General features: G+C 69.7%; 26 protein-coding genes. 16 read left to right on the top strand and 10 right to left on the bottom strand.

Annotated features, from left to right (window positions below):
- Positions 1-12 precede the first annotated feature (12 nt).
- Positions 13-618, bottom strand: a complete 606-nt coding sequence (locus ACMX37_RS02555) for a Crp/Fnr family transcriptional regulator (RefSeq protein ID WP_483147398.1) — start codon at positions 616-618, stop codon at positions 13-15.
- Between the two features lie 399 nt (positions 619-1,017).
- Between ACMX37_RS02555 and ACMX37_RS02550 the strand changes: the two genes are divergently transcribed.
- Positions 1,018-1,770, top strand: a complete 753-nt coding sequence (locus ACMX37_RS02550) for a hypothetical protein (RefSeq protein ID WP_483147397.1) — start codon at positions 1,018-1,020, stop codon at positions 1,768-1,770.
- A 434-nt stretch (positions 1,771-2,204) separates the two neighbouring features.
- On the opposite strand, the gene ACMX37_RS02545 is transcribed toward ACMX37_RS02550, so the two are convergent.
- The gene (locus ACMX37_RS02545; RefSeq protein ID WP_483147396.1) at positions 2,205-2,735 is read right to left on the bottom strand and encodes a hemerythrin domain-containing protein; all 531 of its coding nucleotides are present in this window, start codon (positions 2,733-2,735) and stop codon (positions 2,205-2,207) included.
- Positions 2,736-2,932: 197 nt separating this feature from the next.
- Here ACMX37_RS02545 and otsB point away from each other — a divergent pair, with 197 nt between their 5' ends.
- Together otsB and ACMX37_RS02535 are read left to right on the top strand one after the other, a co-directional pair.
- Positions 2,933-3,673 carry a trehalose-phosphatase gene (gene otsB / locus ACMX37_RS02540; protein ID WP_483147395.1) on the top strand — a complete coding sequence of 247 codons (741 nt, stop codon included), beginning with the start codon at positions 2,933-2,935 and terminating at the stop codon, positions 3,671-3,673.
- Between the two features lie 94 nt (positions 3,674-3,767).
- A complete protein-coding gene (locus ACMX37_RS02535; RefSeq protein WP_483147394.1) occupies positions 3,768-5,189 on the top strand; it encodes an alpha,alpha-trehalose-phosphate synthase (UDP-forming) in 1,422 nt (473 codons plus the stop codon).
- Between the two features lie 100 nt (positions 5,190-5,289).
- Here ACMX37_RS02535 and ACMX37_RS02530 read toward each other — a convergent pair whose 3' ends face one another.
- Complete coding sequence (locus tag ACMX37_RS02530; RefSeq protein WP_483147393.1) at positions 5,290-5,910, bottom strand: DUF4142 domain-containing protein; 621 nt, start codon at positions 5,908-5,910, stop codon at positions 5,290-5,292.
- Between the two features lie 205 nt (positions 5,911-6,115).
- On the opposite strand from ACMX37_RS02530, the gene ACMX37_RS02525 reads away from it, so the two are divergent.
- On the top strand, positions 6,116-6,652 hold the full coding sequence (locus ACMX37_RS02525) for a sigma-70 family RNA polymerase sigma factor (RefSeq protein ID WP_483147392.1): 537 nt from the start codon (positions 6,116-6,118) through the stop codon (positions 6,650-6,652).
- Positions 6,653-6,759: 107 nt separating this feature from the next.
- On the opposite strand, the gene ACMX37_RS02520 is transcribed toward ACMX37_RS02525, so the two are convergent.
- Both ACMX37_RS02520 and ACMX37_RS02515 read right to left on the bottom strand, forming a co-directional pair.
- Positions 6,760-7,038, bottom strand: coding sequence for a hypothetical protein (locus ACMX37_RS02520; RefSeq protein ID WP_483147391.1), 279 nt, complete (start codon positions 7,036-7,038; stop codon positions 6,760-6,762).
- Between the two features lie 16 nt (positions 7,039-7,054).
- Complete coding sequence (locus tag ACMX37_RS02515; RefSeq protein ID WP_088915282.1) at positions 7,055-7,324, bottom strand: GlsB/YeaQ/YmgE family stress response membrane protein; 270 nt, start codon at positions 7,322-7,324, stop codon at positions 7,055-7,057.
- 174 nt (positions 7,325-7,498) lie between these two features.
- Between ACMX37_RS02515 and ACMX37_RS02510 the strand changes: the two genes are divergently transcribed.
- From ACMX37_RS02510 to ACMX37_RS02490, 5 genes are read left to right on the top strand one after another with little or no spacing between them, the layout of a single operon-like run.
- The gene (locus tag ACMX37_RS02510; RefSeq protein WP_483147390.1) at positions 7,499-8,008 is read left to right on the top strand and encodes a hypothetical protein; all 510 of its coding nucleotides are present in this window, start codon (positions 7,499-7,501) and stop codon (positions 8,006-8,008) included.
- A gap of 10 nt (positions 8,009-8,018) precedes the next feature.
- Positions 8,019-8,459, top strand: coding sequence for a DUF421 domain-containing protein (locus ACMX37_RS02505; protein ID WP_483147389.1), 441 nt, complete (start codon positions 8,019-8,021; stop codon positions 8,457-8,459).
- A gap of 48 nt (positions 8,460-8,507) precedes the next feature.
- Entirely contained in the window at positions 8,508-8,987 is a 480-nt protein-coding gene (locus ACMX37_RS02500) for a VOC family protein (RefSeq protein ID WP_483147388.1), read from the top strand.
- Positions 8,987-9,664, top strand: a complete 678-nt coding sequence (locus tag ACMX37_RS02495) for a dihydrofolate reductase family protein (protein WP_483147387.1) — start codon at positions 8,987-8,989, stop codon at positions 9,662-9,664. Before ACMX37_RS02500 ends, ACMX37_RS02495 begins: the two co-directional genes overlap by 1 nt.
- Complete coding sequence (locus tag ACMX37_RS02490; RefSeq protein ID WP_483147386.1) at positions 9,664-10,053, top strand: hypothetical protein; 390 nt, start codon at positions 9,664-9,666, stop codon at positions 10,051-10,053. The genes ACMX37_RS02495 and ACMX37_RS02490 overlap by 1 nt, the downstream gene beginning before the upstream one ends.
- A 12-nt stretch (positions 10,054-10,065) precedes the next feature.
- Here the strand turns inward: ACMX37_RS02490 and ACMX37_RS02485 are convergent, their stop codons facing one another.
- Complete coding sequence (locus ACMX37_RS02485) at positions 10,066-10,677, bottom strand: response regulator (protein ID WP_483147385.1); 612 nt, start codon at positions 10,675-10,677, stop codon at positions 10,066-10,068.
- Complete coding sequence (locus tag ACMX37_RS02480) at positions 10,665-13,139, bottom strand: hybrid sensor histidine kinase/response regulator (protein ID WP_483147384.1); 2,475 nt, start codon at positions 13,137-13,139, stop codon at positions 10,665-10,667. Before ACMX37_RS02480 ends, ACMX37_RS02485 begins: the two co-directional genes overlap by 13 nt.
- 281 nt (positions 13,140-13,420) lie before the next feature.
- Here ACMX37_RS02480 and ACMX37_RS02475 point away from each other — a divergent pair, with 281 nt between their 5' ends.
- The 3 genes from ACMX37_RS02475 to ACMX37_RS02465 all read left to right on the top strand — a co-directional run bounded on the left by ACMX37_RS02475 (position 13,421) and on the right by ACMX37_RS02465 (position 17,464).
- Complete coding sequence (locus tag ACMX37_RS02475) at positions 13,421-13,912, top strand: DUF4402 domain-containing protein (protein ID WP_088915290.1); 492 nt, start codon at positions 13,421-13,423, stop codon at positions 13,910-13,912.
- A 108-nt stretch (positions 13,913-14,020) separates the two neighbouring features.
- Positions 14,021-14,842, top strand: a complete 822-nt coding sequence (locus ACMX37_RS02470; protein WP_483147383.1) for a fimbrial biogenesis chaperone — start codon at positions 14,021-14,023, stop codon at positions 14,840-14,842.
- Between the two features lie 27 nt (positions 14,843-14,869).
- Complete coding sequence (locus ACMX37_RS02465) at positions 14,870-17,464, top strand: hypothetical protein (protein WP_483147382.1); 2,595 nt, start codon at positions 14,870-14,872, stop codon at positions 17,462-17,464.
- A gap of 23 nt (positions 17,465-17,487) precedes the next feature.
- On the opposite strand, the gene ACMX37_RS02460 is transcribed toward ACMX37_RS02465, so the two are convergent.
- Genes ACMX37_RS02460 through ACMX37_RS02450 form a run of 3 tightly spaced genes read right to left on the bottom strand, consistent with a single transcriptional unit; the run spans position 17,488 to position 19,989 of the window.
- Entirely contained in the window at positions 17,488-18,099 is a 612-nt protein-coding gene (locus ACMX37_RS02460) for a Smr/MutS family protein (protein WP_483147381.1), read from the bottom strand.
- Entirely contained in the window at positions 18,099-19,286 is a 1,188-nt protein-coding gene (gene mltA, locus ACMX37_RS02455) for a murein transglycosylase A (protein WP_483147380.1), read from the bottom strand. The genes ACMX37_RS02460 and mltA overlap by 1 nt, the downstream gene beginning before the upstream one ends.
- Before the next feature lie 52 nt (positions 19,287-19,338).
- Entirely contained in the window at positions 19,339-19,989 is a 651-nt protein-coding gene (locus ACMX37_RS02450) for a Tim44/TimA family putative adaptor protein (RefSeq protein ID WP_267890701.1), read from the bottom strand.
- 263 nt (positions 19,990-20,252) lie between these two features.
- Here ACMX37_RS02450 and secB point away from each other — a divergent pair, with 263 nt between their 5' ends.
- The 4 genes from secB to ACMX37_RS02430 all read left to right on the top strand — a co-directional run bounded on the left by secB (position 20,253) and on the right by ACMX37_RS02430 (position 24,345).
- Entirely contained in the window at positions 20,253-20,798 is a 546-nt protein-coding gene (secB, locus tag ACMX37_RS02445; protein ID WP_088915295.1) for a protein-export chaperone SecB, read from the top strand.
- 138 nt (positions 20,799-20,936) lie between these two features.
- Positions 20,937-22,502 (top strand): murein biosynthesis integral membrane protein MurJ, encoded by a 1,566-nt coding sequence (gene murJ / locus ACMX37_RS02440; RefSeq protein ID WP_483147379.1) that lies wholly within the window; start codon positions 20,937-20,939, stop codon positions 22,500-22,502.
- 16 nt (positions 22,503-22,518) lie between these two features.
- Positions 22,519-23,538, top strand: a complete 1,020-nt coding sequence (gene trpS / locus ACMX37_RS02435; protein WP_483147378.1) for a tryptophan--tRNA ligase — start codon at positions 22,519-22,521, stop codon at positions 23,536-23,538.
- 132 nt (positions 23,539-23,670) lie between these two features.
- Positions 23,671-24,345, top strand: coding sequence for a DUF4136 domain-containing protein (locus ACMX37_RS02430; RefSeq protein ID WP_483147377.1), 675 nt, complete (start codon positions 23,671-23,673; stop codon positions 24,343-24,345).
- Positions 24,346-24,388: the final 43 nt, after the last annotated feature.

Raw genomic sequence — 24,388 nt, 5'->3', positions numbered from 1 at the left:
GATGAGCCCTTCCTATCGCAATTGCTGGAGCTTGCGGTTGATGTGCACCGGAGTGAGGCCGAGAACGTCCGCAAGGTCGTCCTGCGTCAGCGGGAAGTAGATCTGATTGCCCTGGTGCGCATCGACCAGCGAGAGCCGGTAATGTGCCTCGCAGATCAGGTGCGCCATCCGCTCGAGCGCGTCACGGCGGCCGACATTGACCACCCACGACGACAGCACGGCGTTCTCCATGCAGCCGTAGTTGCGCATCGCCTCGCCGACCGCCGGGAAGCGGTCGATCACGCGGCGCATGTCGGCATGGAGGATGTTGACGATTTTGCACGGGCTCAGCGTGATGACTTCCTCGATCGCGATGCCGTTGGGCGAGGAATCGAAGTAGAAGGCATCGCCCGGCACCAGCAGGCGGGTGATCTGGCGGGCGCCGTTGCGCAGGATCTGGTAACGTGCCGCCCAGCCGCTGAGGACGACCGGGAAGGACACCATCTCGTCGCCGTCGCGCGACAGGTATTTCTTGGCGCCGATCTCCTTCGGCTGCCGGCACAATTCTTCGACCGCCTCGATTTCCTGATCGCTCAGTTCGGCAGCATGCATAAGTCGCAGCAGGAAGGCGTTGAACACGTGCTCGCTCCTCTGGAGGTGTTGAGAGACTTGCACTTGTCCCTCAACGCGCCGCTCGTCTCTCGATCAAAAGTTATCGGCGCTGTCGAATCCCTGCATTTCACCGCGTAAACGCAGCGTATCGTCTCACTCCGGTTTTCGCAAATGCGTCGCATTGAGGTGCGCCGGGTGCATCGGTGGAGCGCAAGGCCCCCGGAAATTCCCCCATTCTTGCAACCGATTCGGCCGTGTGTGCCGATCCCGGCATGCCATTCGACGGGGCGTCGCGACACGGCGATGGGGCGTCCGCCGTGGGTAATGCAGGATAGGGGTCTTCCGGCGCTTCGATGGGACTCTCGTTGAGGCCCGATCTTGCGGGGCAGCCGCAGGGTCGGGGTTCATAACGGAAAGGAATGTGACATGGCGAACGAGCGCAATCAGAACCGCGAGAGCCAGAACCGGGAAGGCGGCCGCAACGACCAGATGCAGGCGAGCGAGAACCAGCGCGGCTATGGCCAGAGCGGTTCGGGCTGGAACCAGGACCAGCAGGGCGATCAGGGCCGCTATGGTCAGGGCCAGCAGGATCAGGGTCAGGGCTCCTATGGCTCGCAGGGCGGCTACGGCGGCCAGAGCGGTGGCTACGGCGGCCAGAGCGGCGGCTACGGTCAGGACAATTACGGCCAGAGCGGATCGGGCGGCTACGGCGGCTCCAGCGGCTACGGTCAGAGCAGCCAGGGCGGCTATGGCGGCCAGAGCGGCTATGGTCAAAGCGGCGGCTATGGCCAGAGCGGGAGCTACGGCCAGGGTGGGCAGGGTGGCTTCGGGCAGAGCGGCCAAGGCGGGCAGAGCGCCATGATGGGCGGTTCGCAGCACGGTCAGAGCCAGTGGGGCCAGGGTCAGCAGGGCCAGGGCCAGCACGGCCAGCACGGCCAGCAGGGCCAGCAGGGCCAGCAGGGCCACCACCATGACCACAGCTACAGCCAGTGGCGCCAGCGCCAGATGGAACAGTTCGACAACGACTACAACGAATACCGCCAGCAGCAGCAGGACGAGTTCAACTCCAAGTTCGACGAGTGGCGCAAGAAGCGCGACAGCGAAGGCGGATCGTCCTCGGGTAGCTCGGGCAGCTCGGGCAGCCAGACCACCGGAAAATCGGGGTCTTCCTCGCGCTGAACGATGCGGCGGCGGGCACGCCCCCGCCCGTTGCCGCGCCCCCTCGCCGCCCTCCGGTCCCCGCGGTCCGGAGGGCGGCTTTTTCATGGGCGATTCGACGCTGCCTCATATGACAATTAACGCGGATATAATTCAGGTTAGAGCGTGCCGCGAATCAGTCGGGCAGAGTGTCACGGTCGTTGGGTTTCCCGATCCCTCTGACAACTCGATGGCCGGACATGCCTTCGGTTTCCACTTCGTCCGGTCATTGCCCCAACAACTCCCCGCCCAGCAATGGGCGGGGTTTTTTGTTGCCCGTCACCCGCTGCGCCGGCCCGCCACGCGAAAGCGCCCGCAAGACCGCGAGCATTCCCGGGGGCGGGGGAACTCGTCGGTCTCGCGGGCGCAGCCCGGCAGGTGCGCGGTGGGTCGCAAACCGCGCTGCCGGGTTGGGGTCAGCCCTGGTCGAAGCGCTGGAAATACTCGCGGAACTCCATGCTCATGCGCTGGCGCTCCTCGAGCGGCGCATGGCGGATCACGTCGGGCAGCCAGCTGCTCTCTTCCTGATAGACGTGCTGCTGCACCGCGCTTTCGATGTGATCGAGCTTCTCGCGCCACTCGCGGGTCCCGGGCGCGATCTTCTGCAATTCGGCCAGCTGCACCTTGGTCATCGCGTGCTCCTCGTACGCCATGCCCGCATGGGCCTTGCCCGAGTGCTCGGAAATATCGGGGTAGACCACCGCCTCCTCGGCCATCGAATGGCCGTTGAGCAGCACGGCGAGCGCCCGGACCGCAGCTTGGGCACCGGCACCGCTGGCCTCGCGGGCCTCGGCGAACAGGGCCTCTATCTGGCGATGCTGGGCGAGAATGTCCTCGGCAAAGGCCTCTCCCACCGCCAGCTCCTCGAATTGCCGGCGCGCCTCGATGCGCTGTTCGTCGGTGGCCGCCGGGGCGAGTGCGGCGGCGATGCGGTCCAGAAAGGACATGGGAGGCCTCCTCTTCGGGGGATTGGAACGGGGTTCGTGGGATCACCCTAGATTCCGCCCCGCGTGCGGCCATCGCCTGCTTTCCTATCCCGCGTTAGTGTCCGCGCACCTGTCGCGGGCCAAGCCCTCTCCACCCAGGGGCCACTCGGACGTCGCATGACCGTTTCTCCATTCCCGCCGCAGCCCGGGCCGCAGCGATGAGCGCCGCGGCCCCGCTCTCGCTCCTGCTCGATTTCGACGGAACGCTCGTCGAGACGGCTCCCACGCCCGACGCGGTCGAGATCGGCGCGGACCTGCGCGCCCTCGTGACCGAGGCGCTGCAACGCCTTGGCGGGCGGCTTGCGATCGTCAGCGGACGTTCGCTGGAGCAGCTCGACGCGTTGTGGGGCCGCACGCTCTGGCCGGTGACGGTCGCCGCGAGCCACGGCCTCGAACTGCGCCACGACGGACGGCTGCGCGCCCCGCCTCCCGCCCGCATCTTCGCCCGCCTGACGCGGGAGACCGAAGCCCGCTTCGGCGCCCGCAACGGGGTGGTGATCGAATTGAAGAGCTACGGGCTCGGCATCCATTACCGCCTCGCGCCGCGCCTCGGCGAAGCGGTGCGCGCCTGGGCCGAGGCTTGTGCCGCGGAGCACGACCTGGTGATCCAGGAGGGCGACATGGTGTGCGAGCTGCGCCTGCCAGGCGCCGACAAGGGCGATGCCGTGCGCACCATCATGCAGCGCCCGCCCTTCGCGGGAAGCCGGCCGGTCTACATCGGCGACGACCTGACAGACATCGCCGCGATCGACGCCGCCCGCGTGCTCGGCGGGCAGGGGATCGCGGTCGGCCCGCGGATCGCGGGGCACGCCGATGCGGTGCTCCCCGACCCGCAGGCCGTCCATGATCGCATCCGCCTGTTGCTCGACGAGGCCCCTGCCGCGCCTTTCATCACATAGGCGGTTTTTTGCACGCGTGCCTTGGGCGAAGGCCGCAGCCACGCCCGCACCCCCCCTTGCACGGCATCCCCGCCGGCCAAACGGAGCGCCTTCCATGCCCCGCCTCATCGCCGTATCGAACCGCGTCCAGGTCGAGACCGAAGGAGAGAACGCCAACCGCGGCGGCCTTGCCGTGGCGCTCGCCGCAGCATTGCGGAGCAGCAACGGACTGTGGTTCGGCTGGTCGGGCGAGCAGACCGAGGAGTTTACCGGCCAGATCACCTTCCGCCGCGAAGGCGGGGTGGCGACCGCCACGATCGACCTCGAGGCGCAGGACGTCGACGAATACTACAACGGCTTTGCCAACCGCACCTTGTGGCCGCTGTTCCACTACCGGCTCGACCTCACCGAGATCGCGCGCGATTTCGCCGGGGGGTATGCGCGGGTCAACGAACGCTTCGCCGAGACGCTCGGCCCCCTGCTCGAGCCCGATGACCTGATCTGGGTGCACGACTACCACCTGATGCCGCTCGGCGCGCGGCTGCGGATGCGCGGCTTCGACAACCGGATCGGCTTCTTCCTGCACATCCCCTGGCCCCCGCCGAGCCTGCTGATGTCGCTCCCCAACCACCGCGACCTCGTCGAGACCCTGCTCGCCTATGACGTGATCGGCTTCCAGTCCGACGAATGGCGGCAGGCCTTCATCGACTACGTCACGGCCCAGTTCGATGCCGAGATGGACGGCGAATACGCGTGCCACAAGGGACGGCGCACCCGCCTGCTCGAGTGCCCCATCGGGCTCGATGCCGCCGATTTCGGCAGCGCGGTGCATTCGCTCGCGGCCAAGCAGGCCGAGACGCGGCTGGTCGTGAGCGCGGTCGGGCGCGACATGATCGTGGGTGTCGACCGGCTCGACTATTCCAAGGGCCTGCAGGAACGCTTTGCCGCCTACGAACTCCTGCTCACCAAGCGCCCCGAGCTGCGCGAGAAGATCGCGCTGCTGCAGATCGCCCCGCCCTCCCGCGGGGACGTGCCGAGCTACCAGCAGATCCGCGCCGACCTGAGCGCGCTGTCGGGCAGCATCAACGGGGAGTTCGCCTCGATCGACTGGGTGCCGATCCGCTACGTCAACCAAGGCTACTCGCGCGACGAGCTGTTCGGCATCTATCGCGCGGCAAAGGTCGGCCTGGTTACTCCCTTGCGTGACGGGATGAACCTCGTCGCCAAGGAATATGTCGCGGCGCAGGATCCGGCCGATCCGGGGGTGCTGGTGCTGTCGTGCTTCGCCGGGGCCGCCGCGCAGCTCAAGGAGGCGGTGATCGTCAACCCGCACAGCGCCGAGGACATCGCCGACGGCATCGCCCGGGCGCTCGCAATGCCGCTCGCCGAACGGCAGGAGCGGCACAAGGCGATGCTCGAATGCATCACCCGTCAGGACGTGAACTGGTGGTCCCAGACCTTCATGGAGGCGCTCGCCGAAGCGCCCGGCCCGGACAGCCGGCCGCAGCTTCTGGAGGCGGGCGGCGGGAAGGCCTGATCCCGCCCTTGGGCGGCCGCGGCCGTGGGCGGGCACAAGACAACCCCCGCGCCAGATGGGATCGTGCGCGGGGGTCATCCGTGACGCTAGGCGCGTCCGCCTATGGCGCGGGCGTCGCCTGCGGCGGGGCGCCGGTCGCGCCGCCTGCCGCGCCGGTGCCTGCGCTGTTCCGCTCCAGCCAGTCGTGATGCTTCTGGACGGTCGGGATCGTGCTCTGCGCGAACTGGCGCAGCTCGGCGACATCGCCGTTACCGGCATAGGTCTTGAGCAGCGCCAGCGCCTTGCGGTGCGCGGCCATCTGCTGGCTCAGGTATTCGCGGTCGAAATCCTGACCGTCGAGCCGCTCGAGAATGTCGAGCTGCGCCTGGCGCTCGGTGTCGAGGCTGGCGGGCATGTTGAAGGTCTGGTTGCCGCTGCCTGCCGCATCCTTGAGCGCCTGGCTGGACCGGGTGTGATCATCGACCATCATCTGCGCGAATTCGCGGGTCGAGCCCATCTCGGCCTTTTCGAGCGCGAGCTTGCCGGCGGTGATCTCGTACATGTCGGACATGGCCACGGCCTGGGCGAAACCCTGCGCGCTGGGGGGCTGGTCGGCGAAGTCCTCGCCGGCGGCATCGGTCTGCATCATGCCGGTGCCGTCGCCCACGGTCTGATCGGTCGCCTCGCGACCGTCGCAGGCGGCCACCAGCAGGCTCGCGGTGATCATAAGGGCTATCCGCATCCTCATTCCTTTCATTGCGCTTGGCCCCGATTGCGGGGCGGCACCTGTGATAGGGACGAGGGGCGGCAGGCGAATTCACATAGGCCAGTGACCCGCTTTAGCGGGGTGGCGCGGGGCAAGCGCGCGGAATCCTTGCCGAGTTTAGGGAACGCGGCTGCGAGGTGTCCGACAAAGGCAGGGGGGAGGAACACAAGGACAAGGTGCCATGCCCAAGCCAGCCTCCATCGAACAGCGCGACCCCGCACCGCCCTGCTTCACCGCCGAGATGACCGCCTCCTTGCCCGCGCTGCGCAGCTTCGCGCGCTCGCTGTGCCGCCAGCGCGACATGGCCGACGATCTGGTGCAGGAGACGATGGTGCGGGCCTGGTCGTCGCGGCACACCTTCCTGCCGGGGAGCAACTTCCGCCCCTGGCTGTTCACTATCCTGCGCAACCAGTTCTACAATGCGGTGAGGAAGCGCAACCGGCTGGTCGCGTGGGAGCCCGAGGCGGCCGAGCGGCTGCTGGTGCAGGAGCCCGAACAGGAGGCGCGCCTCCATGTCGCCGACATCGAGGGCGCGCTCGACCAGCTGCCGCCGGGCCAGCGCGAGATGCTGCTGCTGATCGCGGGCGCGGGGCTGAGCTACGAAGAGGCCGCGGCGGTCGCCGATTGCAAGCTCGGGACGGTCAAGAGCCGCATCAACCGGGGCCGCGCAGGCCTGAGGGCGATCATCGAGGGCGGCGAGGCCCTGCCCGACTGCTGATCTGCCGCAGGCGCCATCATGCGGGCCCGCCCTGAGGCGAGCCCGCATGCAGGCGGCGCGGGCGATGTGCCTCTGATCCCGCGCCGCCCTTATGTCCGGAAGAAGGCCTACTCGGCCTGTTCCTCGACCCGTTCGGCCTGCGCCTCGCCCTGCTCGCGCACGGCATCGGCCCGGTTCTCGAGGTTCTGTTCAGCAGCGGAATCCGTGCCATCGACCGTCCGGTCGAGCTGGTCGGCGCGTTGCTCCATCGCGTCGGCTGTGGCCTCGGCGTTATCTTCGATGGCGTCCGCGCGTTCCTCGGCCCGCTCCTCGGCGGGGCTGTCGCACCCGGCAAGGCCGAAAGCCGCGAGCGCCATGGCCGCACCGGTGATGATCGTTTTCTTCATGTGCGTTTCTCCGGAGTTACCGCACCGAACCGCGGCGGAACAGGTTGACGATGGCGAGCAGCACCAGCGCGCCGAGGAACGAGACGATCAGCGCGCTGATCGAGAAATCGCCGGCAGTGATGTTGCCGCCGCCGATCAGCGGGTTGATCAGGAACCCGGCGAGCAGGGCGCCGACCACGCCGACGACGATGTTGAGGAAGATGCCCTGCTGGGCGTCGGTCCGCATCACCATGCTGGCAAGCCATCCGAGGATGCCTCCGATGATGATGATCAGGATGATGTTCATGAGCTTTCTCCTTGCCGAGAGGTGATCCTGTCCGGTCGGCAGCCGCCATTCGGCCACGCGCCGGAAGCTTTCGACAGCCCCATGCCTGACAGGGTGGCGGGGATGCGCCCTCACCTATGTTGTGGAGGATGCAACACTCTCTGGCGCATGGGGGCCCCATCATGAGGACGGGCGATGACAGCTGCGCATGAGGTGGAGGGTGCGGACCGGCCCACGGGCGCCGATCATGCCTTTCAGGAATGGTTCTGGCTGTTCCAGCGCTTCGCCTGGGTCGCGCTGGCCCTGTTCATCGTGGCGGCGTTCGCCGGATTGACGGGACGCGGCGGGCCGCTCTCGCGCGGGACGGTGGAGGCGGGTGCGGCTCGGATCGCGTTCCCCGCCGTGGCGCGCTGGCAGACCACGGATCACATCACCATCGATCTGCCGGGCGATGCGCGTCGGGCCGAGGTCATGCTGCCCGCAAGCCTCCTCGACGGCTTTGCCGTCGAGCATGTCAGCCCGCAGCCAAGCGCCGTCATCGCCGTGCCCGGAGGCGAACGTTACGTCTTCGCGGTCGATGCCGGCGAGGGCGTTGTGACGGCCCGCTTCGACCTGCGCGCGACCGCCCCCGCAGTTCCCGCCGGCACGCACCGCCTGAGCGTCAACGGCAATCCTGCGCGCCTTCGCGTGCTGGTGCTCCCCTAGGGACGGGGCCATGGACTCGGTGATCCGCGGCGCTGCGGTCTACCTGATCCTGCTCGTCATCCTGCGCGCCTCGGGGCGGCGCACCATCGCGCAGGCGACCCCCTTCGATTTCGTGCTGATGCTGATCATCGCCGAAACCACGCAGCAGGCGCTGCTCGGCAACGACTTCTCGATCGTCAACGCCGCGGTGCTGATCGCGACGCTGACCGTGCTCGACATCGGCTTTTCCTATCTCAAGCGCTGGTCGCCCGCGATCGACCGTCTGATCGACGGGGCGCCTACCCTGCTGATCAGCGAAGGCGTGATCGACTACCGCGCGCTGCGCCGCTCGCGCACCGGCATCGACGACATCCTGACCGCCGCACGCCTCAAGCACGGCATCGACCGGATCGAGGGCGTGCGCCATGCGATTCTCGAGACCGACGGGGGAATAAGCGTGGTGCCGCGCTGAACCGCGTGCGACACGGGCGAAAGACTGACGAGGGAGAGGAGAGACCCGATGCACAAGAACACCATCTGCCTGTGGTTCGATACCGCCGCCGAGGAGGCGGCGCGGTTCTATGCCGCGACCTTTCCCGACAGCAGTGTCGAGGCGGTCCACCATGCGCCGACCGACTTTCCCGGGGGGAAGGCGGGCGATGTGCTCACGGTCCAGTTCACCGTCCTCGGCATTCCCTGTCTCGGGCTCAACGGCGGACCGATCTTCCCGCAGACGGAGGCGTTCAGTTTTCAGGTCATGACCGAGGACCAGGCAGAAACCGATCGCTACTGGGACGCGATCACCCGCGACGGGGGCGCCGAAAGCGCCTGCGGGTGGTGCAAGGACCGCTGGGGCATCAACTGGCAGATCACGCCCCGCACCCTCACCGAGGCCCTCGCGGCGGGGGGGGACGAGGCCGCGCGGGCCTTTGCCGCGATGATGACCATGCAGAAGATCGACGTCGCCGCCATCGACACGGCGCGGCGGGGAGAAGGCTGATGCGCCGGATTCACGCCGCCGCCTTCGTCTCGCTCGACGGGGTGATGCAGGGCCCGGGCGGGCCGCACGAGGACGTCACCGGAGGCTTTACCGAGGGCGGGTGGGTGTTCAAGCTGTGGGACCCGACGGTGGGCGAGGAAATGGACCGTCTGTTCGGGCGCGACTACGACCTCTTGCTGGGGCGGCGCACCTACGACATCTTTGCGGGCTACTGGCCCCATGTCGGACCGGAGGGCGATGGCGCGGACATGGGCCGCGCCTTCACCGCCTGCCGCAAATATGTCCTGTCGCGCGGCACACCGAACCTCGACTGGGCGAACAGCCGTCATCTCGCCGGCATCGAAGATGTCGCGGCGCTCAAGCAGACCGACGGACCCGACCTCGTCATCCAGGGATCGGGCACGCTCTATCCCCCGCTCCTCGCCGCCGGGCTGATCGACCGGCTGACGCTGCTGATCTTCCCAGCCGTGCTGGGACAGGGCAAGCGCCTGTTCGGCGAAGGCACGCAGCCGGGCCTGCTGGCGCTGGTCGAGCAGCGTGCGGGCGTTCAGGGCACGCTCATCGCGACCTATGAACAAGCGGGCAGCCTGCCGCCGATGCCCGACTTCGCACCGCCGCAGAGCACCAGCGAACGCGAGACGGCGCGCCAGCAGGCGATGCGCGAGGGAGTGTGGTGATGATGCGGATGTTCCTGGTTGCATCGCTTGGAGCCCTGTCCGCCTTCGCTCTGCCTGCCCACGCTCAGCAGGCCGGAGAGACGCGGTTAGTGGTGCGACCGTCGCCGGCCGTGCCCGCGACGCCGACGCCGGACCAGCAGGCCGCCGTTCTCGAACGCTTCGCCCGCGCGCGCGACAATCTCGTCGCCCTGCGCGAGGGGCGGCGGTCGGTCGGCGACCTGTCGCCGCAGGAATTGCAGGACGTGCTCGATTACGACCGCCGGGTGCGCGGCGATTATCCCGATACGCGCAGCGCGAAGCAGCAATGCATCGACGACGAATTCCGCCGGGCGGGCGGACGGCCCTCTGCGCTGGCGCGGCAGGTAATCGCGCTCAAGTGCCGCAACTGAGCGGCGCGCGCCTCAAACCAGCGCCCGCTCGCGCGCGATCATCGCCGCCTGCGTGCGGTTCTTCGCGCCGAGCTTGCGGCAGATCAGCTTGACGTGGAGCTTGATGGTCGGCTCTCGCAGGTCGAGATCGCGGGCGATCTCCTTGTTCGCCTGCCCCGCGCACAGCCCCGCCAGCACCTGCCGTTCCCGCGGGGAAAGGCCGCCGCTCTCGCCCGAAGGACTGCGCGCAGGTCGGTGGAGGTCGATCGGCATGTAGGTCTCGCCCGCCGCCATGAAGCGGATCGCGTTGACCAGCGAGCGCGCGGGCAGGGTCTTGGGCAGATAGCCCGCCGCACCGCACGCCAGCACTCGCTCGGCGACATCGTGCGGGGCAAGGCCGCTCATCAGCGCGACCGGCCGTCCGAAGCTCGCCGCCAGCGCCTTCTCCAGCCCGGCATAGCCGTCCATCCCGGGCATCCCGAAATCGAGCACCACGAGATCATAGGGCGGCGCCGCCGCGGCGATGGCGGCGAGCGCCTGCGGCAGATCGGCGACCGTATCCACCGCGAAGCCGCCCTCGGCCTCGAGATAGGAGCGCAGCACGTCGCGCAGCAGTTCGTGGTCGTCGGCGATCAGGATGCGCATTGTTTCGTCCTTTCGCGAGCCGCCTCGATGGCGGCGGCGGCAGCGCCCGCAAGGCGCGCCGCGCCGGTCGGCTTGCCGAGCACGCCGTCGAAGCCGCCCTCCGGCCCCTGATGGAGCTGGTGGACGCGCGGCAGGGCGGTCAGCAGCAGCACCGGCAGGTCGGCGCGGTAACGGCGCAGCGCCTTGGCGAGCTGCGCGCCGTTCATGTTCGGCATGTCGTAATCGGTGATGACGAGATCCCAGGCCGACGGATCCTCGCGGATCACCGCCACGGCATCGGCAGGATCGAGGCACGGGCCGACCTCGGCGCCGACCTGTTCGAGCATTGCCGTGACCACGTCGACCACGCCGGGGTTGTCGTCGACCACGAGCACCGCCTTGCCCGCAAGCCCCGAACCGGGCCGCGCCGCCGCCTCGCGATCCGTTGCCGGATCGCCGGCCCCTACCGGCTCGAGCGGCCACCAGATCTCGAACACCGTCCCGCAATCGGGCCACGACTGGATCGCCAGTGCGCCGCGATTGCTGGCGATAATCCCGGACACCACCGCGAGGCCCAGCCCTGTCCCCGCCTCGCCCTTGTGGGTGAAGAAGGGCTCGAACACCTGTTCGAGTTCCTCCGGACGGATGCCGATCCCGGTGTCGCTGATCCGGATCAGCGCCGCGGGCCCGGAGGGCACGGTGCCGAGCATCAGCTTGCCGGTCGGCTGGTAGCCCTCGGCACTCAGCACCTCGAGCTTGATCCGCGCGGTCTCGCCCGGGCGCAACGCGTCGCGGGCATTGAGCACGAGGTTCAGCACCACCTGGTTCAGCTCGGTGTCGTCGGTCAGCGCCATCAGCGGCGCAGGCGGCAGCTCGAGCTCGATGCGGTGCAGCGGATCGGTAAGGCTCGGCGCGACCAGATCGCGCACGTCCCACAGGGTGCGGCGCAGGTCGACCAGCCGCGGGTGCGGCACCCGGCGACCGAGGGTGAGCAGTTTCTCGACCAGCCCCGCCGCGGTGGTCGCCGCCGACTGGATCCGCAGCGAATGGTGCCGCACGCGGTTGTCGTCGATATGCCGCAGCAGTTCGGCCGTGCCGGAGATCGCGGCGATGAGGTTGTTGAAATCATGCGCGATCCCGCTTGCGAGCTGCCCGACGACCTCCTGCCGCTGGGCCAGCATCAGCTGCTCGCGCAGCCGCGCCTTCTCGCGCTCCATTCCGCGCCGCTCGCCGACATCGCGGGTGACGCAGACGATCCCGCCGTCGGGCGCGAGCGAGAGCGCGATCTCCTGGTCGACCGGCGAACCGTCGGCCCTGCGTCCCTGCGTCTCGCCGCGCCACTGGCCGTGGGCGAACAGCAGCGGCATGGCCTCGTCGTTGATGCGCTGCGCCTCTTCGGGGGCATAGAGCGCGCTCCACGGCTCGCCCACCAGCACATCGGGATCGGGATAGCCGAACATCGTCGCATGGGCGCGGTTCATGAAGATGAAGCGCCCTTCGGCATCGGTCAGGGCAATGCCGTCGTCCGAAGCCTCGATCGCGGCGACCTGGCGGGCAAGCCGGGCCTCGGTCGCGACCCGTTCGGCCTCGGCGAGCTTGCGGGCCGAGATGTCGCGTATGATCGCCGCGAAGCCTGCCGGCCCCGCGTCCGGGCCGGCCTCCTCGGGCCACATCGCGAGCGAGAGTTCGACGGGAAACTCGTGCCCGGCCTTGCACAAGGCGGGCACCTCGACCGTCTGGCCGACCAGCTTGACCGGCGCGCGCGCGCGCAGCCGCGCGACCCCGGCGTGATGGTCCTTGCGATGCTGGCGCGGGATGATGAGGTCGAGGCTCTGGCCGAGCGCCTCCTCGGCGCTCCAGCCGAACATCGCCTCGGCGGCGCGGTTCCACAGGATGATGCGGCTATAGGCATCGGTGCAGACGAAGGCGTCGGTGGTGGTCTCGGCGATCAGCTGGGCGATGCGCCGCTCCCGCCGGGCCTGCTGCCCTTCGAGCAACGCCACCACCTGCCGCGCCATCAGCTGGAGAATGTCCGCCTCGCGCGCCGAGAAGCCCTCGCGCGGGGCCGGGTCGATGACGCAAAGCGTGCCGACCTGGTGCCCGTCCGCGAGCACCAGCGGGGCGCCCGCGTAGAAGCGGATATGCGGCGCGCCGGTGACCAGCGGGTTGTTCCTGAAACGCGTATCCTCGGAGGCGTCGGGCACCACCATCACGCCGCTTCCGGCGATGGTGTGCCCGCAGAAGCTGTCGCGGCGGCAGGTCTCGGACGCCTCGAGCCCGTGGCGCGACTTGAACCACTGACGGCCTTCGTCGACCAGGCTGACCAGCGCGATCGCGGTGTCGAAGCGGTCGGCGGCAAGCCGGGTGATGACATCGAGCTCGGGCTCGGGCGGCGTGTCGAGCACCGCCAGCCGGTGGAGCGCGGCGAGGCGCTCGGGCTCGTCATGCGGGATTGGCGGATAGGTGAAATCGGGCTCGAGCATGATGTGGTGCAGTCCGTCAGGAAGGTCGCGTCAAACAGGAGCCCCGGTTGGTTCACGCGCGTCGCCCGCGCAATCCGGCCATAAGGGAGAAAACTTATCCTTTCGTATAGGTGACCCTGTCCCTGCGGGCAGGCCGCTATCCGCGCGTTAGCTGGCCTCAACCCTTTCGCGCCCCGGATTAGCCTTGCGCGATCACGACAGGCCCGCGCCGGTCCGCCATCCGGGGGTCAGCCACGGCACTCCTGCCGCTGGACATGACCAGACCAAGAAGGACCAATGACATGAACAAGCTGTTTGCCGGAGCCGTCGTGCTCGCCTCGCTCGCCGCCGCCACCTCGGCCCAGGCTCAGTCGGCCGATGCCGGCGCCGGTGCCAAGATCATCGCCCCGCTCGAGATCAGCAACGTGACCGACCTCTACTTCGGCACCATCGCGCCCTCGACCAGCGTTGCCGACATCGTCACCGTCGCCGCCGACGGCAGCCGCAAGTGCGGCCCGGCGCTGACCTGCCTGACCGCCGACCACACCGCCGCCGCCTTCGCGGTGACCGGCGAGGCCGACGCCTTCTACACCATCTCGCTCCCCAAGGAGATCAAGATCGTCAACGAGAACGGCACCGCGATGCGCGTCGCGGACTTCACCGGCTCGAAGGCGAACGGCCAGCTCCTCAAGGGCGAAGACAGCTTCACCGTCGGCGGGACGCTCGATGTCGGCGTGCGCCAGGAAGCGGGCAAGTACACCGGTAGCTTCACCGTCGCGGTGGAATACCAGTAAGCCCTCCGTGGCAGGGGGGACGGGACCGCGCTTTTTCCCCCGCACGGTCCCGTTTCCCCCCCCCCGCGCCATGCCCAAGACCACCCCTGCCATCCCGAGGTCTTCCCCATGCTCCGCCTGTCTTTCGCCGCCGCGCTCGCTGCGGCGCTTGCCGCTCCCGTGCCCGCCGCCGCCGAACTGCTGGTCGCCCCCACCCGCGTGGTGCTGAGCCCCGAGGCGCGCTCGTCCGAACTCGTGCTCGTCAACAAGGGCACCGAGACCGCCGCCTTCCGCATCGGCATCGAGAACCGCCGGATGCTGGCGGACGGCAGTCTCGAGGATGCTCCCGCCGCGCAGGAGGGCGAGGCCTTCGCCGACGACAAGCTGCGCTATTCCCCGCGCCAGCTGGTGCTCGAACCTGGCGCGCGCCAGGTGGTGCGCATCATGGCGAGCGCCCCTGGCGATCTCGCCCCGGGCGAATACCGCTCGCACCTGCGCCTGATGTCCGCCCCCGTGAGCGCGGGCGCGGCGAGCGTCGCGGGAGAGGGTCCGGCCGACAACAGCCTGTCGATCGAACTCGTCGCGATCCGCTCGATCACCATCCCCATCATCCTGCGCGTCGGCGCGCTCGAGGCAAGTGTCACGATGGACAGCGCCGCGCTGCGCGAGGAGGCGCCCGACCAGCTCGTCGTCCGTCTGACCCGCTCGGGCACGCGCTCGACCTACGGCGATGTCAGCTTCACCCCCGAAGGCGCGAAGCAACCCGCCTGGCTGGTGCGGGGCGTCGCGATCTACACCCCCAACACCGCCCGCGACGTGATCGTGCCGCTGCCGCCCGAGGTGCGCAGCCAGCTGGCGGGCAAGCGGGTGCGGATCGACTACACCTCCACCGACGCGGGCGATCCGGCCAATGTCGGCAAGCTGCTCGCCAGCCTGACCGCGGCGCTTTGAGCGTATGACCCGGCTCGGCGATCCCCCATGTTCCGCCCAAGGTTCAGGCCGCTGCGCTGGCTGGCCCTGCTGCTGTGCGCAGCCGGACTGCTCGGCGCAGGCGCTGCCCCGGTTCGGGCGCAAGAAGACGGGCTGTTCGATCGGCTTTTCGGCAGCGAGCCTGCTGCCGAGCGCGCCGGTCAGGCCGCTGACGGGCTCTCCCTTCCGGCCCTTTTCTCTGCTGGGAGGCTGATCGCCGACGCCATCCCGCTCCACGATCTCGGGGCCGGAGGCGGCGCCTGCGTCGCGATCCTTCCGTTGCTGGAGGCGCTCGAACTGGCGCACGAGGAGACGGGCGAAGGCATTGCCCTCACCCTCCCCGAGCCGCGTCGCAGCGTCACCATCCCGGCCGCCGCCCTGCTCCCGAGCCCCTCCGGCGACTGCCTGCCGCTCGCCCATGTGCCCGCCCATCTCCCCCTGTCGCTCACCCACGACACGGTGAGCCAGCGCCTCGTGCTCGCCCCCACCGCCGCCCTGCCGGTGCTGATGCGCCTTGCGCGCGAGGAGCGGCAGGCACGGCTGCGGCCCGAGACCCTGCGCCCCGCCTTCCCGCTGCTCCCCCGCCCCGAGCGCCGCGCCGAACTGTGGAGCGCCGATCTTGGCGCGGGCGCGGGGATCGCGCCGCAGGGCCGCCAGTTTTCGGCCAGCCTGCTGGCGAGCGGCGCCCTGTTCGGCATGGCCGGCCGCGCGAACATCGCGCTGGGCGGTGACGGCCGGCTCACCGCCGGGCTCGCCTTTACCGAAGCCCGCGACACGCCCGACCTGCTCGGCCCGCTGGGCGCGCGCAGCATCGCGCTCGGCGACATCGCCGCCCCGGCCCAGCCGCTGATCGCCGACGCGTTATCGGGGCGCGGGCTGGTGGTCTCCTCGCGCGCACCGTGGCGGGCCGATCTGGTCGATACGATCACCCTTTCCGGCCCCCTCCCCGCCGGATGGGAGGCCGAGCTGTGGCACGAGGAACGCCTCGTCGCCGTCACCCGCACCCCGGACGCGGCCGGGCAATGGCTGTTCGGCGACATCCCGGTGCGGATCGGGGAGAACCGCTGGGTGGTGCGCCTCTACGGCCCCAATGGCGAGACCGACGAGCAGGTCTTCGCCCGGCTGGTCGGCACCGAGATGAACCCCGAAAACGAGGTCGGCTTCAGCTTCGGAGTGGTCGACGGCGGGCGCCCGTTGATCGGCGAGACGCTCGCCGGAGAGCCCGCCGGGCCGACCGCCTTCGCCAGCCTCGACTGGGGAATGACCCCCGATGTCACCGCGCGGCTCGATCTGCGCGCCGGGCTGGAGGGCAAACCCGCCGTCGCGCTGGGTCTCAACGGCGCGCTGGGCGGCGGGCTGTGGGCGGTGACCGGCGCGCGCGACCGCGCCGGAGGGCTCGGCGGGGCGATCCGGCTGGCGCGGCGGTTCGGGGCGCAGGACCTGACTCTAGACCTCGCCCGTCACGGCACCGACGATAGCCCCGGCCTCCCCCCGCTTGTGCGCGAATTCGCGAGCGTCATGACCCTCGCCGGGCAGGGCCGCATCGGCCTCGGACGGCTGAGCCTCCCCTGGCAGGCGCGCTTCCAGAGCGGCGCGCTGCGGCGGGGCGGGCGGCGCGAGATCGTCGCCACGCGGGCGGTGCTGCCGATGGCCGACTGGCAGGCGAACCTCGCGCTCGGCGCGGTGCGCGAGGGGACGACCCCGTGGATCGGCACCGCCGCCTTCGGCCTCACGGCAAGGCACGGCGAATGGCGCCTCAGGAGCGGCATTACCGCCTCGGACCGGGCGGGTTGGCGGGTCGACGGGGCCAGCCTCTCCGCCGCGCGGCGGCTGGGGGCGCAGGGCAATGTCGCGCTCGATCTCGACTGGGAGGCGCAGAGCGGCCGGATCGGCGGCGGCGTGACCTTCGCGCGGACCTTCGGACCCCTCGGCCTCAGCGCCTCGGCAGGGCGCGAGGGGGACGGGTGGCGGGCGGGAATCGGCGTAACCCTCGGCCTGTTTCGCGGCCCCGACCGCTGGCGCACCGCGCCCGCCGGAATCACGCGTTCGGGGGCGATCATGGCGGAACTGTTCCTCGACGAGGACGGCGACGGCACCCGCGATCCCGCCGAGGCCGGGGTCGGGGAGGGCCGCTTCATCGTCGGCGCGGCGCTGCGGCGCGAGGCGACCGACGCCGCAGGGCGCGTACTGATCGGGGGCATAGCGCCGGGGCCCTCGACCGATCTCGAAGTGCAGATGGCGAGCCTTTCCGACTTCACCCTGCGCCCCGCCAGGGCCGGTGACCGCATCGCCCTGCGCCCCGGGGAAGTCCGCCATGTCCCCATCGGCCTGCGCCCCACGGGGAGCACCGAGGTGCAGGTGCTGCTGGTCGCCGGGGACGAGCGCACCCCGCGTTCAGGCGTGCCGGTGATCCTGCGCGACGCGCAAGGCGGCGAGGCGGCGCGGGCGGTCACCGATTTCGACGGCTACGTGCTGTTCGAGGGGCTCTCTTTCGGCACCTTCCGGGCCGAGGCGGCGGGGCAGACGAGCGGCGCGCTGGCGGTGTCACGCGAGGCCCCCGATGCGCGGACCCGCCTGCTGATCCCGGCCGCGAAGCCACGCTGAGGCTCCGCCTCCCCGGAAGGTGGCTAGCGCCGCCTCAGCACGAGATAGAGCGCGCCCTCGCCGCCATGCCTGATATGTGCGCGGCGCACCGCCGCGATGGCATCGGCGTGGCGGCTCGCGGCAAGCCAGTCGAGCAGCTTGGCGCGGATCGCCCCGCGACGCGTCATTCGGTCGGCGGGATCGACCGGGCGCTCGCGCCCCGCCACCACCAGCACCACCCGTGCGTTCATCGCGCGGGCCTGGTCGAGGGCGCTCATCACCCGATCATAGGCGGTATCGAGGGTGTGGCCGTGGAGGTCGAGCGTCAGGTCCGGCTCCAGCCGCCCCGCCTTCACCCGCCGGTCCCAATGCGAATCGAGACCCTGTTGATCCTCCCCCTTAAGGGGAGGGGGACCATGCGCAGCATGGTGGAGGGGCGGGCGCGGCTTGATGAGCGGAGCCTTTGGCGCGGGTTTGGCCGGCTTGACGAACTTGCCGGGCGGGGCGGCCTTGGTCGCCCCTTCACCACCTTCGGTGGTTCCCCTCCCCTGAAGGGGAGCATCGGGACGGCGCTTCCCCGGCAGCGGCTTTACGCTGGCGGCGAGGTGCGCCCAGGCCGCCTGTTCGCCGGTCGTCAGCCCCCGCGGCGTCCGCATCACCGGGCGAGCCGCGCAGCGGCGGCCTTGGGCAGCAGCACATAGGCGCGCCCGCGCCCGCTCATGCCGCCCGCGATCCGGCGCGCATCCTCGCCCGCGCCCCAGAAGGTGTCGAAGCGGTTCGCGCCCTTGATCGCCCCGCCGGTGTCCTGCGCGATCCACAGGCCGTTGGCCTCGCGCCGGTCGAGATCGAGCCACACCGGCGCGCCCAGCGGCACGAAGGCCGGGTCCGCCGCCACCGAGGCCTCGCGCCGCACCGGCACGCCCAACGCGCCAAGCGGCCCGTCGCCGGTCAGCTCCTGGAAGAAGATCCAGCTCTTGTTGAGCCGCATGAGATCGCGGCCCTCGCGCGGGTTTTCGCGGATATAGGCCATGATGCCCTGCATCGAGCCCGAGTATTTCCCCGGCCCGCTGCCCAGAAGGCCGCGTTCGCGCATCACGCCGCCGATGCCGACATATTCGCGCCCGTTCTGCCCGGCATAGCCGATGCGGATCACCTCGCCCTCGGGCGTGATCAGCCGACCGGAGCCCTGGATCTGGAGGAAGAAGAACTCGACCGGATCGGCGGCCCAGGCGATCACCCGCGCCTTGCCTGCGAGCGCCCCGTCCTCGATCGCCGCGCGGTCGTGGTAGAGCACGAAGCGGCCCCGCTCGTCATAGCGCCCGAGCGGCGGGCGGCCGGTGCGTTCGGAGGGCTTCACGTCGTCGGGCCAGCCGCGCACCAGATCGGTCGGCATGGCATAGACCGGCACCTCGAACCCGGGGCGGCGGGTGCGGCTGCCGGCGATCTCGGGCTCGAAATAGCCCGTGGCGAAGGCTTTGCCGTCGCCGATCTGCACGGGGGTGAACTCCGCCGCGAAGAATTCCCGCGCGCGCGAGGGCGAAGCCGAGCGCGCACGCTCGCAGGGGCCGCGCCAGTCATCGGGACGGGTGAGGCCGCTCGCATCCTCGCGGGCGAGCAGACGCGGGCAGGATTCGATGAAGCCGGCAAGCGCACCTCGCGCATCGGCTTCTGCGACAGACAGCGCGGCGAAAGCGGGGCCGAGCGCCACACCGGCAAGCACGGCATTGGCGGCCAGCGGGGCCACGGGCGCGGTCACGGCAGGCGGCGGCACGGTGCCCTGCGGCACCACCCGCCCGCAAGCCCCCAGCGCCAGCATCACGGCCAGAGCCAGAACCCCGCGCATCGCCAAACTCTCCCTTGCGAAGGGCCTTCGCGGCCCGCCGATCAACTCTCGATCAACCCTCGTCGGTCTCGTCGAGCAGCCAGTTGGGATCGCGCGCCGAAACGTTGCGCGAGAAGGTCCAGACATCGCGGCTCTCGATCGCGTCGTCGAGCGATCCGGCAATCACGTTGCCTGCGCTGTCGCGGGTGACGGCGGCGATGTCGGCGACGAAGAGCAGCGCAATGCGCGCCATGCGGCCATCGAGCGCGGCCGAGTGGATGCGCACTTCCTCGATCCGGATGAGGGTGTTGTCCATCGTCTCGCCCGCCGCCTCGCGCGCGTCGATCGCGGCGATGAAGCCGGCATAGACGTCATCGTCGCACAGCTCGCGCAGGGTCTCGCGGTCGCCCTTCCAGAAGGCTTCGAGAATCATGCGATAGGCACCGCGCGCGCCTTCGAGGAACTGGGCGAGGTTGAAGCGGCCGTCGGCGGCGGCGATCTCGCGAAGGGCGCGCTCGACTGCGGGCATCACCCCTTCGAGCTCGGGCGCGCGCGGCGCCGGGACGGGCGCGGGCACGGCGGCCGGGCGGATCGCCGGCTTGTCGTCCGATTCGAAGCGCTGCACCGCGGGCTCCTCCTCCTGCTCGGCGCGGCGGCCGAGGACGGAATAGAGGCGCAGGCCGAGGAAGGCGGCGACCATGGCGAGGAGAACGATTTCGAGCACGGCAGGGATTTCCGATCTTCAATCAGGGCACAGGGTCGAGCTACGGCACGTCCTTGCCCATGGACGAGCCACCCTGCCTTAAATGGGGTCTGATTACAATTCGCCAACGCCCGATAGGTTGCCATGCGGGCCGAAAGCCCCGGCGGCATCGGCCGTGGTTGCGGCAGCCCCGCGCCCCTGCTAGGCGCATGGCCGTTCGAGGGCGCACCGGCAGGCTTGCCGCGCGCCCCCCTTTTCATCCGTTGCGAAAGACCAGTCTCATCATGGCCGAAGAAGAAGGCGTGCTCACCAATCTGGATGCCACCGCGGGCGAAGGCCCCCAGCCGAACGGCGCCGACACCGGCCCGGCGGTGGGGATCATCACCCAGTACGTGAAGGACCTTTCGGTCGAGAACCCGGCCGCGCCCGACGTGTTCCAGTGGCCCGAGCCGCCGCAGATCGACGTGCAGTTCAACATCGGCGCGGAGCCGAAGGCCGCCGACCTCCACGAAGTGACGCTCAAGCTGGTGCTGACCGCCGCCTCGCAGCGCGGGACGATGTATATCGTCGAGCTCGCCTATTGCGGCCTCGTGGGGATGCGCAACGTTCCCGAGGACCAGGCCCACGCCTTCCTCTATGCCGAGGCGCCGCGCCTCCTGTTCCCCTTCGCCCGCCGCGTGGTGGCCGATGCGGTGCGCGATGCCGGCTTCCCGCCGCTGATGGTCGACCCGGTCGACTTCAACGGCCTCTACGCCCAGCAGCTCGCCGCGCGCCGCGCCGAGGAAGCCGCGGGCGGCGAGCCGATCAAGCCGGTGACGGGCAACGCCTGATCGCCGATCATCCCTCTTCCCGTTCGCCCTGAGCTTGTCGAAGGGCTGTCCTTTCTTTTGATCCAATCTGCGGAAAGAAGAAGAACAGTGCTTCGACAGGCTCAGCACGAACGGTAACTGGCAGGGTTCGGCACCCCCATGAGCCTTCTGAAGAACGTCGGCACGATCGGCGGGCTCACGCTGGTGAGCCGCCTGTTCGGCTTCGCCCGCGACATCCTGCTCGCCCGCGTGCTGGGCGCGGGCGGGGCGGCAGACGCCTGGCAGCTCGCCTTCCAGCTGCCCAACCTGTTCCGCCGCCTCTTCGCCGAGGGCGCCTTCGCCAGCGCCTTCGTCCCGCTCTTCAACCGCCAGATGGCCGAGGACGAGAACGCGGCCAGGCGCTTCGCGGGCGAGGTGCTGGCGGTGCTGCTGCCGATCCTGGTGGTGTTCGGCGCCTTGATGATGCTGGCGATGCCCTGGGTGCTGTGGGCCTTCGCCAACGAGGAGCTGCGCGGCGATGCGGCGATGTTCGATCTGGCCGTGACGATGGGCCGGATCGCCTTTCCCTACCTGATGTTCATGAGCCTCGCGACGCTGGTCGCGGCGATCCTCAATTCGCTGTCGCGCTTCGCGGCGGCGGCGGCGGCACCGATCCTGCTCAACATCTGCCTGCTGACCGCGCTGGTGTGGGGCGCGCTCCAGCCCGCAGGCGAGGCGACCCGCGCCATGACGGGCGTGGGCCTCGCCATCGCGGTCTCGGTGAGCGGGCTGCTGCAACTGCTCTGGCTCTACTGGTTTATGCGCCGCGCAGGATTTCGCATCCCGCGCGCCGCGCCGCGCGTGACCGCCGGCGTCAAGGAGATGGGCGTGCTGATCGTGCCCGCCGTGTTCGGCGCGGGCGTCTACCAGATCAGCCGCTTCATCGACCTCGCCTTCATCCGCGGCCTGCCGGACGGGAGCCTGACCTACATGGCGATGGCCGACCGCTGGAACCAGCTGCCCCTCGGGATCATCGGTATCGCGCTGGGCACCGCGATCCTGCCCGCCCTGTCGCGCTACATCTCCCGCGCAGAGGACGAGGAGGCGGTGCGCCTCCAGGCCAATGCGATCGAGCTTGCCATGCTGCTCACCCTGCCCTGCGCGGTGGCACTGTTCATCACCGGGTTCGCCTTCGTGAAGGCCTTCATGGAGGGACAGGCCTTCACCGCCGAGGATGCGCGGGTGACCGGAATGGTCACCTCGGCGCTGGTGGTGGGGCTGCCCGCCTATGTGCTGGTCAAGGTGCTGACCCCCAACTTCTTCGCCCGCCGCGACACCAAGACACCGGTCTACACCGCGGCTACCTCGCTGGTGGTGACGGTCGGGTTCAACTTCCTGATGGTGCCGTTGTTCGGCGTGGTCGGCCTCGCGCTGGCGGGCGCGCTCGGCGCGTGGGTCAACATCGCGCTGCTGGGTACGGTGCTGGCGCGGCGCGGCTATTTCCGCCTGCCCGCACGGGTGCTCGGCCGGATCGGCCGGATCGCGCTGGCCGCAGCCGCGATGGGAGCGGCCCTGTGGGCGCTGATGCAGGCCATCACCCCGTGGCTCGACGGACCGTTCACGCTGCGTCTTGCGGCGGTGGGGGCGATCATCGGCACCAGCCTCGTGACCTACGGCGCGGCGACGGTGCTGCTGGGAGTTCTCGACAAGGCCACGGTCCAGCGCCTAATGCGCCGCCAGAGCTAACCTTTCGGGAAACACCATGCGCGTCGTCTCCGGCATCCAGCCCACCGGCAAGCCCCATCTCGGCAACTACCTGGGCGCGATCCGCAATTACGTGAAGCTGCAGGACGATGCCCACGCGGCGGGCGGCGAGTGCCTGATCTTCATCGCCGATCTCCACGCCCTGTCGATGCCGCACGATCCGGCCGAGCTGCGCTCCTCCACGCTCGAGCTGGTGGCGACGCTGGTCGCCTGCGGTTTGGATCCCGACAAGGCGATCCTGTTCAACCAGGCGCAGGTGCCGCAGCACCCCGAGCTGCAATGGCTGCTGAACGGCACGGCCCGGATGGGCTGGCTGAACCGCATGACCCAGTGGAAGGACAAGGCCGGCAAGAACCGCGAGGGCCAATCGGTCGCGCTCTTCACCTACCCTGTCCTCCAGGCCGCCGACGTGCTGCTCTACCAGGCGACCCACGTGCCGGTGGGCGAGGACCAGAAGCAGCACCTGGAGCTTGCCCGCGACATCGCGCAGAAGTTCAACAACGACTTCGGCACCGAAGACGCGCCGATCTTCACCCTGCCCGAACCGATCATCCCGGCCGAGGCCGCGCGGATCATGTCCCTGCGCGACGGCAGCGCCAAGATGTCGAAGTCGGACCCGTCCGACATGAGCCGCATCAACCTCTCGGACGATGCCGACACGATGGCGCAGAAGGTGAAGAAGGCGAAGACCGACCCCGAGCCGCTTCCTTCGGAGGAAGCGGGCCTCGAGGGGCGGCCCGAGGCGCGCAATCTGGTGGGCATCTATGCCGCGCTCGCCGGGCAGTCGCAGGCCGAGGTGCTGGCGCAATATGGCGGGCAGGGCTTCGGCGCCTTCAAACCGGCGCTTGCCGATCTGCTGGTGGCGAAGCTCGGGCCGATCCGGGACCGCTTCGTGGCGCTGAAGGACGACCACGAGACGCTCGACGCGATCCTCGCCCGCGGCGCCGCCAAGGCGCGCGAGCGCGGCACGCCGACGCTCGATGCGGCCTACCGGGCGCTGGGGCTGGTGCGCCACTGACCTCTGCAACCTTGCGACGAAGCGGGGCCGGCGCGCGGCAAATATTCAATTGACGTTCATTCGCACGCGATATGATATCGCGCACAACGGTCATTGCCGGCAATGCAATGGCCTGAGAACGAGGGTTGTGCCATGTTGCGTACCATGATGTCGATGAAGTCCCTGACCCGCCTTGCCCTGCCGGTGGCGCTGGCCATCGGGGCGACGGCCTGCTCCACCCCGTTCAAGGCGGACGTGTCGCGCTTTGCCGTGCCGCTGCCCGCGCCGGCAGGCCAGACCTTCGCCGTGGTGCCGGAAGACCCCAAGAATGCCGGCGGACTCGAATTCGCCACCTATGCCGACACCGTCGCGGCCGAGATGACGCAGCTCGGCTATGCCCGCGCGGCCTCGCCCGAGACCGCCGACATGCTGGTCCGGCTCGACTACCGCGTGGACGGCGGGCGCGAGCGGGTGCGCACCGATCTCAACGGCGCCGGCTTCGCGCGCGGCCCGTGGGGGCCGTGGGGCGGCTGGGGCGGCTGGGGCGGCGGTTGGGGCTTCGGCTTCAACGACCCGTTCTTCGGCGGCCCGAACGTGCGCAGCTACACCGTCTACACCAGCGCCATCGACCTGAAGATCGACCGCCGCGTCGACGGCCAGCGCCTGTTCGAGGGCAAGGCCGAGGCCGTGTCGCGCTCGAACCGCCTGCCGCGCCTGGTGCCCAACCTCGTGGACGCGCTGTTCACCGACTTCCCGGGCAACTCGGGCGAGACGGTGCGCATCACGATCCGCGACGACAACGAAAAGACCGTGCGCCCCACCGATTGATGGTGTAAGGCTACACGCAACAGACCCTTGGACGGGAAAAAGA

This window comes from Porphyrobacter sp. THAI-01a (genome assembly GCF_056868655.1).
This window is presented reverse-complemented; position numbering and strand designations above follow the sequence as displayed.

Bases quoted from the DNA above. Each gene is read 5' to 3' on its own strand.
- ACMX37_RS02490 (WP_483147386.1), top strand. From the start codon at position 9,664: ATGATGCGGATGTTCCTGGTTGCATCGCTTGGAGCCCTGTCCGCCTTC.
- ACMX37_RS02545 (WP_483147396.1), bottom strand. From the start codon at position 2,735: ATGTCCTTTCTGGACCGCATCGCCGCCGCACTCGCCCCGGCGGCCACC.
- ACMX37_RS02480 (WP_483147384.1), bottom strand. From the start codon at position 13,139: ATGCTCGAGCCCGATTTCACCTATCCGCCAATCCCGCATGACGAGCCC.
- ACMX37_RS02535 (WP_483147394.1), top strand. From the start codon at position 3,768: ATGCCCCGCCTCATCGCCGTATCGAACCGCGTCCAGGTCGAGACCGAA.
- otsB (WP_483147395.1), top strand. From the start codon at position 2,933: ATGAGCGCCGCGGCCCCGCTCTCGCTCCTGCTCGATTTCGACGGAACG.
- ACMX37_RS02550 (WP_483147397.1), top strand. From the start codon at position 1,018: ATGGCGAACGAGCGCAATCAGAACCGCGAGAGCCAGAACCGGGAAGGC.
- ACMX37_RS02430 (WP_483147377.1), top strand. From the start codon at position 23,671: ATGTTGCGTACCATGATGTCGATGAAGTCCCTGACCCGCCTTGCCCTG.
- ACMX37_RS02485 (WP_483147385.1), bottom strand. From the start codon at position 10,677: ATGCGCATCCTGATCGCCGACGACCACGAACTGCTGCGCGACGTGCTG.
- ACMX37_RS02525 (WP_483147392.1), top strand. From the start codon at position 6,116: ATGCCCAAGCCAGCCTCCATCGAACAGCGCGACCCCGCACCGCCCTGC.
- ACMX37_RS02515 (WP_088915282.1), bottom strand. From the start codon at position 7,324: ATGAACATCATCCTGATCATCATCATCGGAGGCATCCTCGGATGGCTT.
- ACMX37_RS02495 (WP_483147387.1), top strand. From the start codon at position 8,987: ATGCGCCGGATTCACGCCGCCGCCTTCGTCTCGCTCGACGGGGTGATG.
- ACMX37_RS02460 (WP_483147381.1), bottom strand. From the start codon at position 18,099: ATGCGGACGCCGCGGGGGCTGACGACCGGCGAACAGGCGGCCTGGGCG.
- ACMX37_RS02530 (WP_483147393.1), bottom strand. From the start codon at position 5,910: ATGCGGATAGCCCTTATGATCACCGCGAGCCTGCTGGTGGCCGCCTGC.
- ACMX37_RS02510 (WP_483147390.1), top strand. From the start codon at position 7,499: ATGACAGCTGCGCATGAGGTGGAGGGTGCGGACCGGCCCACGGGCGCC.
- ACMX37_RS02500 (WP_483147388.1), top strand. From the start codon at position 8,508: ATGCACAAGAACACCATCTGCCTGTGGTTCGATACCGCCGCCGAGGAG.
- mltA (WP_483147380.1), bottom strand. From the start codon at position 19,286: ATGCGCGGGGTTCTGGCTCTGGCCGTGATGCTGGCGCTGGGGGCTTGC.
- trpS (WP_483147378.1), top strand. From the start codon at position 22,519: ATGCGCGTCGTCTCCGGCATCCAGCCCACCGGCAAGCCCCATCTCGGC.
- ACMX37_RS02505 (WP_483147389.1), top strand. From the start codon at position 8,019: ATGGACTCGGTGATCCGCGGCGCTGCGGTCTACCTGATCCTGCTCGTC.
- ACMX37_RS02465 (WP_483147382.1), top strand. From the start codon at position 14,870: ATGTTCCGCCCAAGGTTCAGGCCGCTGCGCTGGCTGGCCCTGCTGCTG.
- ACMX37_RS02470 (WP_483147383.1), top strand. From the start codon at position 14,021: ATGCTCCGCCTGTCTTTCGCCGCCGCGCTCGCTGCGGCGCTTGCCGCT.
- murJ (WP_483147379.1), top strand. From the start codon at position 20,937: ATGAGCCTTCTGAAGAACGTCGGCACGATCGGCGGGCTCACGCTGGTG.
- secB (WP_088915295.1), top strand. From the start codon at position 20,253: ATGGCCGAAGAAGAAGGCGTGCTCACCAATCTGGATGCCACCGCGGGC.
- ACMX37_RS02520 (WP_483147391.1), bottom strand. From the start codon at position 7,038: ATGAAGAAAACGATCATCACCGGTGCGGCCATGGCGCTCGCGGCTTTC.
- ACMX37_RS02475 (WP_088915290.1), top strand. From the start codon at position 13,421: ATGAACAAGCTGTTTGCCGGAGCCGTCGTGCTCGCCTCGCTCGCCGCC.